This is a genomic window from Oceanisphaera avium (assembly GCF_002157875.1).
GTDB classification, from domain to species: domain Bacteria; phylum Pseudomonadota; class Gammaproteobacteria; order Enterobacterales; family Aeromonadaceae; genus Oceanimonas; species Oceanimonas avium.
In genome coordinates this window covers 691,738-708,023 of the sequence record NZ_CP021376.1, presented here as the reverse complement: position 1 = coordinate 708,023, position 16,286 = coordinate 691,738, and the positions used below count along the sequence as shown (strand labels likewise).

The 16,286-nt window shown below is 47.8% G+C and carries 14 protein-coding genes and 1 other annotated feature; all 14 genes read left to right on the top strand.

What is annotated here, in order from left to right; all coding sequences use genetic code 11:
* Window positions 1-48 precede the first annotated feature (48 nt).
* The 14 genes from CBP12_RS03175 (at window position 49) to CBP12_RS03110 (ending at window position 16,206) form a co-directional block, all read left to right on the top strand.
* Window positions 49-1,887, top strand: coding sequence for a monovalent cation:proton antiporter-2 (CPA2) family protein (locus tag CBP12_RS03175; RefSeq protein ID WP_086962882.1), 1,839 nt, complete (start codon window positions 49-51; stop codon window positions 1,885-1,887).
* 365 nt (window positions 1,888-2,252) lie between these two features.
* Window positions 2,253-2,371 (top strand) — a sequence feature (His leader region).
* 71 nt (window positions 2,372-2,442) lie between these two features.
* Window positions 2,443-3,345 (top strand): ATP phosphoribosyltransferase, encoded by a 903-nt coding sequence (gene hisG, locus CBP12_RS03170; protein ID WP_086962880.1) that lies wholly within the window; start codon window positions 2,443-2,445, stop codon window positions 3,343-3,345.
* 2 nt (window positions 3,346-3,347) lie between these two features.
* Entirely contained in the window at window positions 3,348-4,634 is a 1,287-nt protein-coding gene (hisD, locus tag CBP12_RS03165) for a histidinol dehydrogenase (protein ID WP_086962878.1), read from the top strand.
* Window positions 4,635-4,637: 3 nt separating this feature from the next.
* Window positions 4,638-5,738 carry a histidinol-phosphate transaminase gene (gene hisC, locus CBP12_RS03160; RefSeq protein WP_086962877.1) on the top strand — a complete coding sequence of 367 codons (1,101 nt, stop codon included), beginning with the start codon at window positions 4,638-4,640 and terminating at the stop codon, window positions 5,736-5,738.
* Window positions 5,739-5,780: 42 nt separating this feature from the next.
* The gene (gene hisB, locus CBP12_RS03155; RefSeq protein WP_232455184.1) at window positions 5,781-6,863 is read left to right on the top strand and encodes a bifunctional histidinol-phosphatase/imidazoleglycerol-phosphate dehydratase HisB; all 1,083 of its coding nucleotides are present in this window, start codon (window positions 5,781-5,783) and stop codon (window positions 6,861-6,863) included.
* Complete coding sequence (gene hisH / locus CBP12_RS03150) at window positions 6,820-7,464, top strand: imidazole glycerol phosphate synthase subunit HisH (protein WP_232455136.1); 645 nt, start codon at window positions 6,820-6,822, stop codon at window positions 7,462-7,464. The genes hisB and hisH overlap by 44 nt, the downstream gene beginning before the upstream one ends.
* A gap of 3 nt (window positions 7,465-7,467) precedes the next feature.
* Window positions 7,468-8,205 carry a 1-(5-phosphoribosyl)-5-[(5-phosphoribosylamino)methylideneamino]imidazole-4-carboxamide isomerase gene (gene hisA, locus CBP12_RS03145; protein ID WP_086962870.1) on the top strand — a complete coding sequence of 246 codons (738 nt, stop codon included), beginning with the start codon at window positions 7,468-7,470 and terminating at the stop codon, window positions 8,203-8,205.
* Window positions 8,187-8,960: an imidazole glycerol phosphate synthase subunit HisF gene (gene hisF / locus CBP12_RS03140; RefSeq protein WP_086962868.1), complete on the top strand. Its 774-nt coding sequence runs from the start codon at window positions 8,187-8,189 to the stop codon at window positions 8,958-8,960. Before hisA ends, hisF begins: the two co-directional genes overlap by 19 nt.
* A 61-nt stretch (window positions 8,961-9,021) precedes the next feature.
* On the top strand, window positions 9,022-9,582 hold the full coding sequence (hisIE, locus tag CBP12_RS03135; protein WP_086965337.1) for a bifunctional phosphoribosyl-AMP cyclohydrolase/phosphoribosyl-ATP diphosphatase HisIE: 561 nt from the start codon (window positions 9,022-9,024) through the stop codon (window positions 9,580-9,582).
* A gap of 370 nt (window positions 9,583-9,952) precedes the next feature.
* A complete protein-coding gene (locus CBP12_RS03130; protein ID WP_086962866.1) occupies window positions 9,953-10,954 on the top strand; it encodes an extracellular solute-binding protein in 1,002 nt (333 codons plus the stop codon).
* Between the two features lie 223 nt (window positions 10,955-11,177).
* Complete coding sequence (locus CBP12_RS03125; RefSeq protein ID WP_086962864.1) at window positions 11,178-12,728, top strand: ABC transporter permease; 1,551 nt, start codon at window positions 11,178-11,180, stop codon at window positions 12,726-12,728.
* A gap of 23 nt (window positions 12,729-12,751) precedes the next feature.
* Window positions 12,752-13,804, top strand: a complete 1,053-nt coding sequence (locus tag CBP12_RS03120; RefSeq protein WP_086962862.1) for an ABC transporter ATP-binding protein — start codon at window positions 12,752-12,754, stop codon at window positions 13,802-13,804.
* A gap of 110 nt (window positions 13,805-13,914) precedes the next feature.
* Window positions 13,915-14,841, top strand: coding sequence for a DNA replication terminus site-binding protein (gene tus / locus CBP12_RS03115; RefSeq protein WP_086962860.1), 927 nt, complete (start codon window positions 13,915-13,917; stop codon window positions 14,839-14,841).
* A gap of 174 nt (window positions 14,842-15,015) precedes the next feature.
* On the top strand, window positions 15,016-16,206 hold the full coding sequence (locus CBP12_RS03110) for an amino acid aminotransferase (protein ID WP_086962858.1): 1,191 nt from the start codon (window positions 15,016-15,018) through the stop codon (window positions 16,204-16,206).
* The last annotated feature ends 80 nt before the right edge of the window (window positions 16,207-16,286 follow it).

Here is a 16,286-nt window from a genome sequence, read left to right as displayed (position 1 = left end):
TATAAGGCCGCCTTATTTATTGAGCCTGTGCTCACCTAAGGAAATATCATGTCTGAAACCAGTGGGTTACTTCATGCCAGCGTTATCTTCTTACTCACCGCCGTCTTAATGGTGCCGTTAGCGAAGCGACTTAAACTGGGCGCCGTGTTGGGGTATTTATTAGGTGGCGTGCTTATTGGCCCCTCAGTGCTGGGGCTCATCAATCAGCCCGAGAGTATTTCCCAGCTGTCTGAGCTTGGTGTAGTTATGCTGATGTTTATTATTGGCTTAGAATTATCACCACGCCGATTATGGGTGATGCGCCGCGCTGTGTTTGGCGCCGGTCTGGCCCAAGTGCTACTTAGCGGATTAATACTGGCAGGCATCGCGTGGCAAGTGTTTGCCCAAAGCTGGCAAAGTGCCTTGATATTAGGCTTTGGGCTAGCGCTCTCTTCAACCGCCATGGGCTTACAGTTACTGGCCGAGCGTAAAGAAATGAGCAGCCCTCATGGGCGCCAAGCCTTCGCTATTTTATTGTTTCAAGATATTGCCGCTATTCCTTTAATTGCCATTGTCCCGGCTCTCGGCAGTGCGCAAAGTGTCGGCGGCGATGGCACCCTTCATTTGTTACAAGTTGGCGCCAGCATCGGGGTCGTGATCATTGGCGGGCGCTATTTATTACGGCCTTTATTTCGTATTGTTGCCAAAACTGGCTTACAAGAAGTCTCCACTGCCACGGCGCTACTGGTGGTCATGGGCACCGCTTATTTAATGGAGTGGGCGCATGTTTCAATGGCGCTGGGCGCTTTTTTAGCCGGCATGTTGCTCGCAGACTCTGAGTATCGCCATGAGCTAGAGTCACAAATTGAGCCCTTTAAAGGCTTATTATTAGGCTTGTTCTTCATTGGCGTGGGCATGAGTGCTGATTTAAGCCTGTTACTGTCACACCCCTTGCAAGTATTAGGATTGGCGTTATTGCTACTTATTTTAAAACTGCCGGTGCTCAGCCTAGTGGGTCGCCAAATTGGTAAATTAGAAGGCCTAAGTGCGCTAAAACTGGGCTTATTATTGGCAGCTGGCGGGGAATTTGCCTTTGTATTATTTGGCTTAGCCAGAGACAACGGCTTATTTGATAGCCAATTACATAATATATTAGTGCTCACCATTACTCTTTCTATGGCGCTCACGCCATTATTATTATTGGCCTTAGCCCCTCTATTAGCTAAGGCACCGGCTCCCAAGCCGATTCCTGAAGAATATACCCAAGTCAGTGATCACCAACCCCGCGCCGTGATTGTGGGCATGGGGCGTATGGGACAGATCATTGCGCGGGTACTTCGCGCCCAACGCATTCCTTTTGTGGCTTTTGAAACCGAAGTCGACACCATTAGCATTACCCGAAAAATTGATAATATTGCTATATTTTATGGCGATCCGCTGCGCCCTGGGGTGTTACGCAGTGCCGGTGCCGAGCAGGCGGAGTTTTTTATTGTCGCCACCGACAATCCTGAAATTAATCTTGCCACTACCCAAGCGGTGCGCGCCCGCTATCCCCATATGCAAGTGATTGCTAGGGCACGTAATCGCCAACATGTGCATAAGTTGTGGGATTTAGGCGCGATGCCGGTGCGAGAAACCTTTCACTCCAGCCTCGAAATGTGTCGGCGGGTTATGCAAGGCTTAGGCCTTAAAGAAGAACAAATTGACGCTCGTATTCGCCGCTTTCGTGAACACGACCACCAAGTGCTGATGGAGCAACATAAAGTGTATGACGATGAAGCCGCGCTTTTTCAAACGGCTCGCCAAGCTAGAGCCGAATTAGAAACCCTCTTTGAGGCAGACTTTTTAGAAAAAGTGCCCTTGGCCTTAAAAACAGCAGCGTCTGAGGGCGATAACAAGGAGCATTAGTTTTTATCGCTCTCAGGCTCAGTGCAAAAAGCAGGTATAGGAAAATAAAATAGCGAGAGCCAAAAAATAGAGGGAGTTATTTCGACTTAAGAAGAGTCATTGGTATGCTCAGTGATGGGCCTGCCATTCCCGCTAATAGCAGTGATTGGCGGGACACAATAAACCAAAAAACACTCTGCAAGCAATATAAAACGCTAATACTATACCAAGAGAAACTTTAGAAGATGCTTAGCAAGTACCCAGCTAATTAATTTTATTACACTGTGGGGTTGGCAAACTCAGCCCAGCTTGCTAATGTGAGCTTCGTCCCAGTATTAATAGCCACAGGCCGCCAAATTTATGAACTTCCTGCACAACGCCAAGCATCATCACCATCATTTTCTCGACTAGGCTTTCAGAATATTATTCTGGAAGGCCAACCGCTTGGCGGCTTCCAGCAGGATAACAATATTAACCCTCGGAAGCTTTGCTCCGGGGGTTTTTTCCGTTTTTGCAGTGTATTATTTTTTACCATTATTATTTGCCACCTCAAGGTGACTCAAAAGGAAACAGCATATGACTTCGGATAACACACGACTACGCATCGCCATCCAAAAATCAGGCCGTTTGAGCAAAGAGTGTCAGCAACTGCTTAAAGGTTGTGGCGTTAAGCTCAATATCCGTGAACAGCGCCTTATTGCTCATGCAGAGAATATGCCTATCGATTTATTACTGGTGCGCGATGATGATATTCCAGGCTTGGTGATGGATGGCGTAGTGGACTTAGGCGTAGTTGGCGAAAACGTGTTAGAAGAAACCTTGATGGAGCGCCAAGCCCAAGGGGAAGCCGCTGAGTTTAATGTACTTAAGCGCTTAGACTTTGGCGGCTGTCGCTTATCATTAGCCGTGGCACAAGATGCAGATTACCCTGATGTAAAAAGCTTAGAAGGCAAGCGCATTGCCACCTCTTATCCTTGGTTATTAAAGCGCTTTATGGATAAGCAGGGCGTTAAATTTAAAAGTGTGATGCTAAATGGCTCTGTTGAAGTCGCCCCACGTGCCGGCGTAGCTGATGCTATTTGTGACCTAGTCTCGACCGGTGCCACGCTCGAAGCCAATGGCTTAGTAGAAGCGGATGTTATTTTTCGCTCAAAAGCGGTGCTTATTCAAAGTGCAGCCGAATTACCTCTTGCCAAGCAAGCGGTGATCGATAAGTTGCTACCGCGTATTCAAGGTTTGCAGCAAGCGCGAGAAAGCAAATACATTATGTTGCATGCACCCAAAGCGCGCCTTGAAGAAGTTATTGACCTATTACCCGGTGCCGAGCGCCCCACCATAATGCCGCTTGCAGGTGAAACCAATCAAGTAGCCATTCATGTGGTGAGCAGCGAAGATATGTTTTGGGAAACCATGGAAGGCTTAAAAGAGCTGGGCGCCTCGTCCATCCTAGTCTTACCCATCGAGAAGATGATGGAGTAGTCATGAATATTCTACAATGGAATACCCTAAGCGCGGCTGAGCAAGCCGCTGCCCTTCGCCGCCCTGCACTTGCACAAAGTGGCCGCGAAGCCCAAGTAGCCGATATTATCGCTACTGTCCGCAAGGGAGGTGACGCCACCCTGCTCGAGCTCACTCGTACCCTTGATAAGGCAGAGCGCGAGTGCCTTGAGCTCACTCGCGCTGAGATTGAAGCGGCATCAGCAAGAGTCAGTGAAGAGTTAAAAGCGGCCATTGACTTAGCCATGACTAATATTGAGACGTTTCACCGCGCCCAATTACCGCATCCCATAGTGCAAGAAACCAGCCCGGGCGTGCATTGTGAGCTACATTTTCAGCCTATTGAAAAAGTAGGATTATATGTCCCCGGTGGCACGGCGCCGCTGGTCTCTACGGTAATGATGCTGGCCATTCCTGCACGCCTTGCTGGCTGTGAGCGCGTCATATTGTGCTCACCGCCACCTATTAATGATGCCATTGTTTATACGGCGGGTCGCTGCGGTGTGGATGCCATTTATACCCTAGGCGGCGCCCAAGCCATTGCGGCTATGGCCTATGGCTCAGAAACCGTAACTAAAGTAGATAAAATTTTTGGTCCTGGTAATACCTGGGTCACGGAAGCGAAAAATCAGGTAGCGCGCGATGTCGCAGGCGCCGCCATTGATATGCCGGCCGGCCCCTCTGAGGTATTAGTGATTGCCGATGCCAATGCCGATGCCGATTTTGTGGCTTCCGACTTATTATCTCAAGCAGAGCATGGCACCGACTCCCAAGTTATTTTAGTGACCCCTTGTCGCGATTTAGCCGCGCGCGTTAATGTGGCACTCGACACGCAATTAGCCCAGCTTTCACGAGCCGATATCGCACGCCAAGCCTTACTTGAAAGCCGCACCTTTATTTGTAGCGACTTAGCAGAAGCAGCACTTATTTCTAATGCTTATGCGCCTGAGCATTTAATCGTGCAAACCGACCACCCTCGCGCCTTATTGCCGCAATTAAAAAACGCAGGCTCTATTTTCTTAGGTGCCTGGACGCCAGAGTCGGTGGGCGATTATGCCAGCGGCACTAATCATACTTTGCCGACCTATGGCTACTCTCGCACCTATTCAAGCCTGGGTTTAGCAGATTATCAGCGCCGTTATACCGTACAAGAGCTGACCCCAGCGGGTTTATTAGCCATAGGCCCGGCGGTCGAATTACTCGCGGCCACCGAAACCTTGGATGCCCATAAAAATGCGGTAAGCCTGCGGCTTGCTAAATTGGAGAACTAAGCAATGAGTGTGAATGAAGCTGCGCTTAGCGCTAGTGTGACTGCTGACTTACTAACTAAACTGGCTCGCCCGCAAGTGCAAGCTCTAACGCCGTACCAATCAGCACGTCGCATTGGTGGACACGGCCATATTTGGCTAAATGCCAATGAGGCACCCACTAGCAATGACTATCAGCTCGATTGTGCCCGCCTTAATCGCTACCCTGAGTGCCAACCGCCTACTGTAGTTAATAGCTATGCGGCTTATGCGGGTGTGAGCCCCGAGCAGGTATTAGTGAGTCGTGGTGGCGATGAAAGTATTGAACTGCTGATCCGCACCTTTTGTGAGCCAGGCCAAGATAATATTTTATTATGCTCACCTACCTATGGCATGTACGCCATCAGTGCCCAAACTAATGATGTGGGCATTATTGATGTGCCGTTAAATAGTGAGCGCCAGCCTGACTTTAACGCCATTATTAAGCAATTAGATCAGGTTAAAATTGTCTTCTTATGCTCACCCAATAACCCAACCGGTGACTTAGTCGATCAAGCAGGCTTATGCCAATTACTGGCAGCGGCTCAGGGGCGCGCCTTGGTAGTAGTGGATGAGGCCTATATTGAATTTTGTCCTCAATTTAGCCAAGCCAACTTATTAGCACAATACCCTGAGCTGGTTATTATTCGCACTCTTTCTAAGGCGTTTGGGTTAGCCGGCTTGCGTTGTGGCTTTAGTTTGGCGCACCCCTCAGTGATTGCGTTGCTATTAAAAGTGATCCCGCCCTACCCGATTCCAGAGCCAGTAGCGCAAATTGCCGCTCAAGCGCTGAGCGAACAAGGCTTAAGCGTGATGCGCACTCGCGTCGCTGAGCTAAATGCCTTAAAAACCAGCTTAGCTGCGCGCCTTGCCAAGCACCATGAAGTGAAGAAAGTATACGCCCCCCACGGGAATTATTTATTAGTGCACTTTAAAGATGGCGGCGCATTATTTGCACGCATGGCTAAGGCCGGTATTATATTGCGCGATTTTGCTAGCCGCCCAGGCCTTGCAGATTGCATTCGCATTACTATCGGCAGCCAAGCCGAGATGGACGCAGTACTCGATGTATTGCAACAGGAGCAATAAGTGACTCAGCAACGTATTTTATTTATCGATCGCGATGGCACCATGGTGGAAGAGCCCGCCGTCGACAAACAATTAGATCGCCTCGATAAACTGGCATTTTTGCCTAATGTCATTCCCGCCCTTTTAAAACTGCAAGCGGCTGGATACACGTTAGTCATGGTGACTAACCAAGATGGCTTAGGCACTGACAGCTTTCCTCAAGCAGACTTTGATGCGCCCCAGCAGTTAATGATGCAAATTTTAACTTCTCAAGGCGTACATTTTCAGGACACCTTAATTTGTCCGCACTTTCAAGAAGATGACTGTGCCTGTCGCAAGCCGCGCCTAGGCTTGGTCAAAGATTATTTACAAGCCGGGCGCATTGATTTCACCGACTCTTGGGTGATTGGCGATCGCATCACCGACATTCAGTTAGCGGATAACATGGGACTGCCCAGCTTCCATTACGGCCATGCCGATAATGAGGGGCGTATCATTGGTTGGAATGAAATCGTCGCTCAATTATTAAGCAAAGGCCGTAAGGCCGCCGTAACTCGCACTACTAAAGAAACGGATATTACTTTATCGCTGGATCTCGACACTCAAGGTGGCAGCCAAATTAATACCGGTTTGCACTTTTTTGATCATATGCTGGATCAAATTGCGACCCACGGCGGTTTTCAACTTAATGTGCATGTTGATGGTGACTTGCACATTGACGATCACCATACCGTTGAAGACACGGCGCTGGCCATGGGCGAAGCCATGCGCAAAGCCCTTGGCAATAAGCGTGGCCTAGGTCGGTTTGGTTTTGTATTGCCAATGGATGAATGTGAAGCCGCCGTGACGCTAGACTTATCAGGGCGTCCTTATATGTCTTTTGAAGGTGAGTTTAAGCAAGATAAAGTCGGCGATATGTCAGTAGAAATGGTGCCGCACTTTTTTAGATCCTTAAGTGACAGTTTGGCCTGCAATATTCACCTTAAAGTGACGGGTGATAATACCCATCATATGGTAGAAAGTACCTTTAAGAGCTTTGGGCGTGCGTTGCGCCAAGCTCTTAAAGTGGAGGGAAATGAATTGCCCTCCAGCAAGGGGTTCTTTGAGCGAACAAACGCCAACCACCACGCCACTCACCTTGGCTAATAATCCGGCGACGCAGGTCGCCATTATTGACACCGGCTGCGCTAACTTATCGTCGGTGCGCTATGCCATTGAACGCTTAGGCTACTCAGTGACGGTGAGTCGCGATCACCAAGTATTATTAGCAGCAGATAAGCTGCTCTTACCCGGCGTAGGGACTGCCGCAGAGGCGATGAAAAACTTGGCCGAGCGCAACTTAATTGGATTAATTAACCAATTACAACAGCCCGTGCTGGGTATTTGTCTGGGTATGCAAATGTTGGTGAACCACTCAGATGAAGGGGATGTAGACTGCTTAGGTTTGATAGATGCGCCCTGCTTACATATGCAAAGCAGTGATGGCGTACGCTTGCCACACATGGGGTGGAATCAAATCACTTCTATGCCCGATCATCCTTTATTTAAAGATATTGCCGATGGCAGTTACTTTTACTTTGTGCACTCCTACGCAGTGCCGGTGGGAGATTACACCCTAGCCAGCAGCCAACACGGCTTAAGCTTTAGTGCGGCTATTGGCAATGCCAACTTCTTTGGTGTGCAATTTCATCCCGAGCGCTCAGGACGAGCCGGTGCACAACTGCTAAAAAACTTCTTGGAGCTGTAAATTATGATTATTCCTGCCATTGATTTAATTAACGGCCACGTAGTGCGTCTTTATCAAGGTGACTACCAGCAAAAAACCCAATATTCTGACTCAGCTCAAGAACGCTTTGACTTATATGTCGCCGCCGGTGCCACTCAGTTACATCTTGTAGACTTAGATGGCGCAAAAGACAGTAATCAGCGCCAACTCGACCTCATTAAAGACTTAGTAGTCAATACTCCCGTGCCGGTGCAAATTGGCGGCGGCATTCGCACCGAACAAGATGTAAAAGACTTACTCGATATTGGCGTACAGCGGGTGGTTATTGGCTCAACGGCGGTAAAAAACCCAGAAATGGTAGTCGGTTGGATCAAACAATATGGCCCAGAGCGTATCGTATTAGCGCTAGATATTAATATTACTGCAGACGGTGAGAAAAAAATCGCCATTGCCGGCTGGCAAGAAGACAGCGGTATTACGATTGAAGCGCTGCTTGAGCATTATTTGCCAGCAGGACTGTGCCATGTATTGTGTACCGATATTTCTAAAGATGGCACTCTCAGTGGTGCTAATGTGGCCCTCTACCGTGAGCTTGCAGCGCGCTACCCTACTATTTTATGGCAAGCCTCAGGCGGCATCGGCAATTTAGATGACATTAACGCACTCACCAACACCGGTGTGGCCGGCGTTATCTTAGGGCGCTCCCTATTAGAAGGTAAATTCACCGTAGAAGAGGCAATCGCATGCTGGCAAAACGCATAATTCCTTGTTTAGATGTTAAAGACGGCTTAGTCGTTAAAGGCGTAAAATTTCGTAACCACGAAACCATCGGCGATATCGTCCCCTTGGCACAGCGTTATGCCGCCGAAGGCGCCGATGAATTGGTGTTTTATGACATCACAGCCAGCAGTCAAGACCGCGTTGTGGATAAAAGCTGGGTAAGCCGCGTTGCTGAGGTGATTGATATTCCTTTTTGTGTAGCCGGCGGTATTAAGTCCGTCGCCGATGCGGCACAAATTTTAGAATATGGCGCCGATAAAATTTCTATTAACTCCCCTGCTCTCAGTAATCCTGCTTTAATCACCGAGCTTGCCGAGACCTTTGGCGTGCAATGTATCGTGGTGGGCATTGACTCTTACTATGATGAAGCCAGCGGCTTATACCAAGTGCATCAGTTTACCGGTGATGAAAGTCGCACTCAGGTTACTAAGTGGAGCACCCTAGACTGGGTAGAAGAGGTACAGCGCCGCGGTGCCGGTGAAATCGTGCTCAATGTCATGAACCAAGACGGGGTGCGCCAAGGTTATGATCTTGAGCAACTGCAAAAAGTGCGCGCCATTTGTAAGGTGCCACTCATTGCCTCCGGTGGTGCGGGGGAAATGGTGCACTTTAAAGATGCCTTTTTAACCGCCGATGTTGATGGCGCTCTCGCCGCCTCTGTATTTCATAAAGGCATTATTAATATTACTGAGCTAAAGCAATATTTAACCCAACAAGGAATTCCTACTCGTGACTGATATCACCCAAGCCGCGCAATTTGATGACAGCCAGCTAGATTGGGCTAAAGTCGATGGTCTAATGCCCGTTATTGTGCAAGATAGCCACAGCGCTCGAGTATTAATGTTGGGTTATATGAATCAAGAAGCGCTAGCTCTGACCTTGGCCAGCCAGCAGGTCACCTTTTTTAGTCGCACTAAAAATCGCCTGTGGACCAAAGGGGAAAGCTCAGGGCATTATTTGCAGCTGGTCGACATTAGCACCGATTGTGACAGTGATACCTTATTAGCTACGGTTAAGCCTATTGGCCCAACTTGCCACTTAGGTCATGTATCTTGCTTTAATGAGCAAATAGCGCCCGATTTAAGCTTTTTAGCCGAGCTTGAACAAGTGATCGCCAGTCGCAAAGGCGCCGATCCTAGCTCTAGCTACACCGCCAGCCTGTATGCCAGCGGCACTAAGCGCATCGCACAAAAAGTGGGTGAAGAAGGTGTTGAAACTGCGCTGGCGGCCACGGTGCACGATCAAGAAGAGTTAATAAATGAGTCGGCTGACTTACTTTATCACTTAACTGTCTTACTGCAGCAAGAAGGCTTACAACTTAGTGATGTGATAGCTAAATTACAAGAACGCCACCGCTAAGTACTGCATATAGGCAAAAAAAGCGCACTGGTTTGCTAGTGCGCTTTTTTTATAACTTGCACTTACCATCTTTTAATAGGGCCACACTTAGCGATAACTGCGCCACAGCATTTATTATGTTAAACATAAAATTATAAGTGTTTGATTAAAATATAATTATCTAAAACCAACCTCTCCCACCGCGCTGACTAAAGTTGTGCATTTACTGTGCATTTACTGTGCACTTACCCGCCACTGACTTGACATGAAAATAACGTGTGTTACCTTTCTTCTCAATTGATAACCATTGCTATTATCAACTATGTTCTAACCTCGTATTATTAAGTCATAGTAATAGCTGTGCTCTCATTGCCTTACAAAGGATGGCCGTATGTCTCGCAAATTTAAACTCAGCACGCTTGCTCTCTCTAGCTTGTTAGCTTTCAGCCCCCTAAGCGCCTATGCCGATCTCACTATTTATAACGGCCAACATAAAACGGCAACCCTTGCCTTAATCGATGCCTTTACCGAAAAAACCAATATTAAAGTAGAAAGTCGCCAAGGCTCAAGTAATGAACTCGCCCACCAAATTGTAGAAGAAGGTGCGCGCTCGCCGGCAGATATTATTTACACCGAAGAGTCTACGCCGCTCATTATGCTCGCTAATAAAGATCTGCTCGCAGAAATTGACGAGCCAGCACTTAACAATATTCCTGCTGAGTATCGTGATGCTGATGGCTACTGGGTCGGCTTATTAGCGCGTTCACGCGTAATGGTTTATAACAAAGACTTAATTAACGCCGACGAATTGCCTACCTCGGTATATGACTTAAGCGATGATAAATGGAAAGATAAATTCGCCTTTATTAAAACCAGTGGTGCTTTCCAAAAGCAATTATCGGCCATGATAAAAATTGATGGTCGCGAAAAGGCCAAGTCTTGGTTAGAAAGCTTAAAGAAAAATGGTAAAGAATATCGTAATAATAAAGCCGCCATGGACGCCGTAGAGCGCGGTGATATTCCTTTTGCTCTTATTAATAACTACTACTGGGATAATTTAGCGCGCGAACAAGGAGCAGATAAGCTTAACTCGGCACTGTATTTTATGGGTACTCATGACTTGGGTGATTTGGTCACTGTCTCGGGCGCCGCCATCTTAAAATCCAGTAAACACCAAGACGAAGCGCAGCAGTTTATCGCCTTTGCTACCAGTGAAGCTGGTCAGCAAATATTAACGGATAACAGTGCTCAATACCCGCTAAACCCCAATGTGGATACCCATGGCCTAAAGCCCTTCTCAGAGCTGACTCCGCCTAACGATACTCTGGACTTAGGCGAATATAGCGATGGCAAAGCGGCCATTGAATTGTTACAAGAAGTGGGTTTGTTGTAAGCTCACTCCTTTGTCTGCTCAAGGAAGAGCAGTCCGCCAAGTAGGTGTACTTAGAATGAGACCGGAGGCGTCATGTATGCCTTCGGTCTTTTTTATTAATTTATTTTAATTAAAAGTCGTCAATCTTGCTCGCCACTTTGGTTGCGAAAAATTTGGTTTAGTGCGCTTAACCTCATTATGATGCGTATCCTAGTAGTAGTGCTTATTGTCATTGAGAAGTTACATGTCTAGCAAAGCTGTGATTAAACAAAGCCGAAAACCCGTGCCGCTTGGCTTGATGATCCCAGTCATATTATTGGTGGTGCTTACTAGCCTACCGCTGCTCTATATTGTGCTGCGTGCCCAAGAGGCAGGCCTTAGTCATGCCATGAGTCTTATTTTTCGCACGCGTGTCTATCAACTACTCCTCAATACCTTACAACTGTTAGTAACAGTGACGCTCATTAGTACCCTGATAGGGGTCGCCAGTGCTTGGCTGATAGAGCGCACCGACTTGCCAAAACGCAAACTGTTTAACGCGCTAGTCACTCTACCCTTTGCGGTGCCCGCTTTTATTAGTAGCTATAGCTGGATATCTATTTTTCCTCAACTAGAGGGTTTTAGCGGCGCGGTATTGGTATTAACGCTATGTAACTATCCCTTAGTGCACTTACCCGTAGCTGCCGCCTTACGTGGCATGGATCCCGCGCTCGAGGAAACGTCTCGCTCTCTTGGCTTTAGCCGCGCTCAAACCTTTTTTAAGGTGTTATTACCTCAGTTACGCCCAGCGCTGCTTGGCGGCGCTATTTTGATCTCTTTACATATGCTGGCTGAATTTGGCGCCTTAGCTTTTTTAAATTACGAGACCTTTACTACGGCTATTTTTGATCAATATTACGTGGCCTTTGATGGCGCCTCAGCGGCCATGCTCACCTTGGTATTACTAATATTGTGTGTAGGCGTCATTGGCTTAGAAATATTACTAAGAGGCAAGCACAACCATGCCACTCAGCGCCAAGGTAGCCCAGGCGCACAAGACCAAGTTATCTTAGGCTGGACCAAACCTTGGCTGCTACTGGCAATATTATTATTAATCACGCTGGCCGCCGGTGTGCCGCTTGCGGTAATCGGTTATTGGCTACTAAGTGGTAGCTCCAGTGCTTTTCACGGTCAAGAAGTATTAAGTGCATTAACCACCACCTTAAGTTTTGGCTTTAGCGGCGCCCTACTCGCTACTGTGTTTGCACTGCCATTAGTTTTTTTGGCGGTACGCTTTCAAGGCCGATTAGCTAATTTGGCTGAGCGCCTGCCTTATTTTATTCATAGTTTGCCAGGATTAGTGATTGGCCTAACATTAGTATTTTTTGCTATTCGTTATGCCTTTTTCTTTTATCAAACCACACCTTTATTATTGATAGGTTATGCCATGCTATTTTTACCCATGGCGCAATCGTCAATTCGTGCCACTTTAATGCAAATTCCGCCCCAACTAGAAGAAATGGCGCGCTCTTTAGGTAAGTCAGCATGGCGAGTTTTTATACGCATTACCTTGCCTTTAATGGCACCGGGCCTAGGAGCGGGGTTGGCACTGGTATTTTTACAAATTATGAAAGAATTAACCGCCACTTTATTGCTACGCCCTACCGGCATAGACACGCTGGCGACCAAAGTGTGGGAGCATACCTCAAATGCAGAGTACGGTGCCTCGGCGCCTTATGCGGCGCTATTAATTTTAATCTCAGGTTTGCCGGTTTATTTGCTGACCATGCGCTCTTTTACCCGTAACACCGCCTAACCTGCAGGATACACGAGGAAGATATGAAAAAATTAATCATCGACAATGTGTCCAAGCAATTTGGTGAGGTTGCAGCGCTTAACCAAGTCCACCTTGAGCTAGAAGAAGGCAAAATGCTGGCCGTATTGGGGCCCTCAGGCTGTGGTAAAACCACCTTACTGCGCGCCATCGCCGGTTTTGAAACGCCCACTACTGGGCGCATTATTATTAATGGCCAAACCGTATTTGGCCCTCAAGCCAATATTAAACCTGAGCACAGAAAAATTGGCTACGTGCCTCAACATGGCGTGCTATTTCCCCATTTAAGCGTTGAAAAAAATATTAGTTTTGGCCTGCAAGGCGAAGCCTTTAGCAGCAAAGCACAAATTTCTAAGCGGGTGTTGGAAATGCTTAAATTGGTGGGCATGACCGGCCTAGGCCAGCGTATGCCTCACGAATTATCAGGCGGTCAGCAACAACGCATTGCGCTAGCTCGCGCCCTCGCGCCCTCGCCTTCTTTAGTATTACTGGATGAGCCATTTTCAGCCCTCGATACCGGTCTTAGAATCGCACTAAGAGAAGAAGTAAAAGCCACTCTTAATGCCATTGGTGCCACCGCTATTATGGTGACCCACGACCAAGAAGAAGCGCTGTCGATGGCCGATTTAGTGGCCGTTATGCGCCAAGGTGAATGCGTACAAGTCAGCGATCCTGTGTCTTTATATAAATACCCCAGCGATATTAAAGTGGCAAAATTTGTCGGCGATGCCATTGTCTTGTCAGCAAAAGTAAGCCAAGGAACAATTCAGAGCTGCTTTGGCCCTCTTGCCTTAGCCACTGAGGGGGTACGAGACAGTCAGTCCGCCACCATCATGATCCGGCCTGAGCAATTTGTACTAGCTAATAGCGACGAGCCTCATTTTAGTGGCTGCGTGCAAAAAACAATTTATTACGGACATGATGCCTTAGTGCATGTGCTCACGAGCGACCAAGCGGGCGCCCAAGAAATACAAATGCGCATCAGTGGCGCACGTACTTTTATGCCAGGAGAGCGCTTAGGCCTTAAAATTGCCGGTCCGGTGATGGCCTATGAATAAGCGCCAGCTTATAAGCTACAGGACCTAAGTTTATTGATTAGCGGACTGACTTGCCCAAACTTGGCGTTGCTGCTAAATTTAAAGCCCCTTACAGTATGTTGGCATAACCTATGTCTGAGTCTAGTCACCCCATTTTTACTCTTGCAGCCGAGCTGCGCCAAGTATTTAGCGAGCTAGAGCACGCCCATCATGGCCTTAATGATTGGCTGCTCAGCTTCAATAATCGCAAGTTAGTTCAGGCTCGCTGCTTTGCGCTGCCTCCCATTGCCATGGGAGAAGAGCATGAGCCTATCACTCAGATTATGGTAGAGCCATTAGTTGGCGAACCCGCGCTAGCAGCGGCGCTAAGTGCTTATCAGCAGTGGTTTATTCAGCCTCACCATTCGACTAAAGCCAGCTTTCGCCTGCCAGGCCTGTTGCTACTTCCTAGCGAATTTAAAACTGAGTTAGCTCACCATATTAACCAAATCAATCACTTAAAAAGTGAGTTTAAAGCGCGGGTGCAAAGCGCGGGCACGCGGGATCAAAAATACGCCTTAGTGCACCACACGCTGCCTGGGTTAATTACGCTGCACGTCTATCGCCATTTAGTGCTCTTGCCCCATGATGCCTCACGGTTAGGGTTTACGTGGGCGAATAAACAAATTATAAAAAAAATAGATAAAGAGGCGTTGGTACAGCAATTAATGGCTGCTCGTCACACGCCTCCCCCGCTCACCGACGCGCTAACATGGCAGCAATGCGTCGATAGAGAAATCTATGATATTAAACGCTTACCTGCGAGTACCGAGCTGCGATTACGCCGCCCCGTAAAAACTCATCCTATGGTGAATGTGCGCTGGCAAGAAGACATAACACCGCGCCAACAACAAGTTAAAGCTCATTTGCCACTGTTACTGTGCCAAGATGAATTACCCGCTATCACCGAGCTTGGCAATTATCCGCCTGCCCAAGTGCGCACCCGCCGCGCCGCCACCATTACCGATGAGCCGGTGATCCCCCGTTTACATATTTATCCCTACCAACCCAAAAGCTAAGCGCAATGAGGCTTACTTTACACAGCCCAACAGATAATTTTTTAGCGCAATCAGCTAAAGCCATTTTGTAATGGGCTGGCAAATGTTATAACTAAGGCGTACCCGTTCGGGTTTTTCATTACCAGAGGCGAAGCGCTTTGCCCTCGTCTTCTATCACAAGGATTGACTAACGCTATGTTTGAAAAGGTCACAGCTGCACCGGCCGACCCTATTTTGGGCCTCACCGACATTTTTCGTAACGATCCTCGTGCCCATAAAATTAACTTGGGCGTGGGCATTTATAAAGACGAAGCCGGCCAAACACCTGTGCTGCGTTGCGTAAAAAAAGCCGAAACACGCCTCGTTAACGAGCAAACCACAAAAAACTACTTAAGCATTGAAGGCGTTCACGCTTATGCGGATGTAGTACAAAAATTATTATTTGGCGAACACGCCGCCATTATTAACGAACAGCGCGCTCGCACCGCTCAATCTCCCGGTGGCACGGGGGCGCTGCGCATTGCGGGGGAATTTATTGCCCGCCAGCTCGATACCACCACAGTGTGGATCTCTAACCCCACTTGGGCTAACCACAGAGCCGTATTTAGTGCTTCTGGCTTAGAAGTGAAAGAGTACAGCTATTACGATGCTGAGCGTAAAGACTTAGACTTTGATGCCATGCTAGCGGATTTAACCCATGCCAAAGCGGGCGATGCGGTGTTATTGCACGGTTGCTGTCATAACCCGACCGGTATTGATCCCACTCCTGCACAGTGGGAGCAATTAGCTAAGCTATCGGCGGAAAATGGCTGGTTACCCTTGTTTGATTTTGCCTACCAAGGCTTTGGCCAAGGCATAGATGAAGATGCATATGGTTTAAGAGTATTTGCCGAGCATAATGTCGAGCTATTAATTGCGAGCTCATTTTCTAAAAACTTTGGCATGTATAATGAACGCGTAGGCGCCTTTACCTTAGTAGCAAAAGACGCAGACACCGCCAATACCGCTTTTAGCCAAGTAAAAACCATTATTCGCGCCATTTACTCTAACCCGCCAGCGCATGGTGCTAATGTGATTGCCATGATCGCCGAAGACCCTGCTTTATATGCAGACTGGTTAGCCGAGCTTGCTGAAATGCGCGAGCGAATTCAAGAAATGCGCAGCCTCTTCGTAGAAAAATTGGCTGAGCGCGGAGTGAGTCGCGACTTTAGCTTTATTGCCCGTCAAAATGGCATGTTCTCTTTCTCTGGCCTTAATAAAGAACAGGTAGCGCGCCTAAGAGAAGAGTTTGCCATTTATATTGTTGGCTCTGGGCGCATTAGCGTGGCGGGGATTACCAAAGACAATATCGATGCCTTATGTGATGGCATTGCCACGGTACTATAATCGCAGCCAGTCAGTAATAAAAAGTGATTAGTGATTAGTAAACTAATTGCATGATTAAGCCCCGCAACGCGGGGCTTTTT

Coding starts and splice junctions, on each gene's coding strand:
- hisG (WP_086962880.1), top strand. CDS start 2,443: ATGACTTCGGATAACACACGACTACGCATCGCCATCCAAAAATCAGGC.
- hisC (WP_086962877.1), top strand. CDS start 4,638: ATGAGTGTGAATGAAGCTGCGCTTAGCGCTAGTGTGACTGCTGACTTA.
- CBP12_RS03110 (WP_086962858.1), top strand. CDS start 15,016: ATGTTTGAAAAGGTCACAGCTGCACCGGCCGACCCTATTTTGGGCCTC.
- CBP12_RS03120 (WP_086962862.1), top strand. CDS start 12,752: ATGAAAAAATTAATCATCGACAATGTGTCCAAGCAATTTGGTGAGGTT.
- CBP12_RS03125 (WP_086962864.1), top strand. CDS start 11,178: ATGTCTAGCAAAGCTGTGATTAAACAAAGCCGAAAACCCGTGCCGCTT.
- hisD (WP_086962878.1), top strand. CDS start 3,348: ATGAATATTCTACAATGGAATACCCTAAGCGCGGCTGAGCAAGCCGCT.
- hisIE (WP_086965337.1), top strand. CDS start 9,022: ATGCCCGTTATTGTGCAAGATAGCCACAGCGCTCGAGTATTAATGTTG.
- hisA (WP_086962870.1), top strand. CDS start 7,468: ATGATTATTCCTGCCATTGATTTAATTAACGGCCACGTAGTGCGTCTT.
- hisB (WP_232455184.1), top strand. CDS start 5,781: ATGGTGGAAGAGCCCGCCGTCGACAAACAATTAGATCGCCTCGATAAA.
- tus (WP_086962860.1), top strand. CDS start 13,915: ATGTCTGAGTCTAGTCACCCCATTTTTACTCTTGCAGCCGAGCTGCGC.
- CBP12_RS03175 (WP_086962882.1), top strand. CDS start 49: ATGTCTGAAACCAGTGGGTTACTTCATGCCAGCGTTATCTTCTTACTC.
- hisF (WP_086962868.1), top strand. CDS start 8,187: ATGCTGGCAAAACGCATAATTCCTTGTTTAGATGTTAAAGACGGCTTA.
- CBP12_RS03130 (WP_086962866.1), top strand. CDS start 9,953: ATGTCTCGCAAATTTAAACTCAGCACGCTTGCTCTCTCTAGCTTGTTA.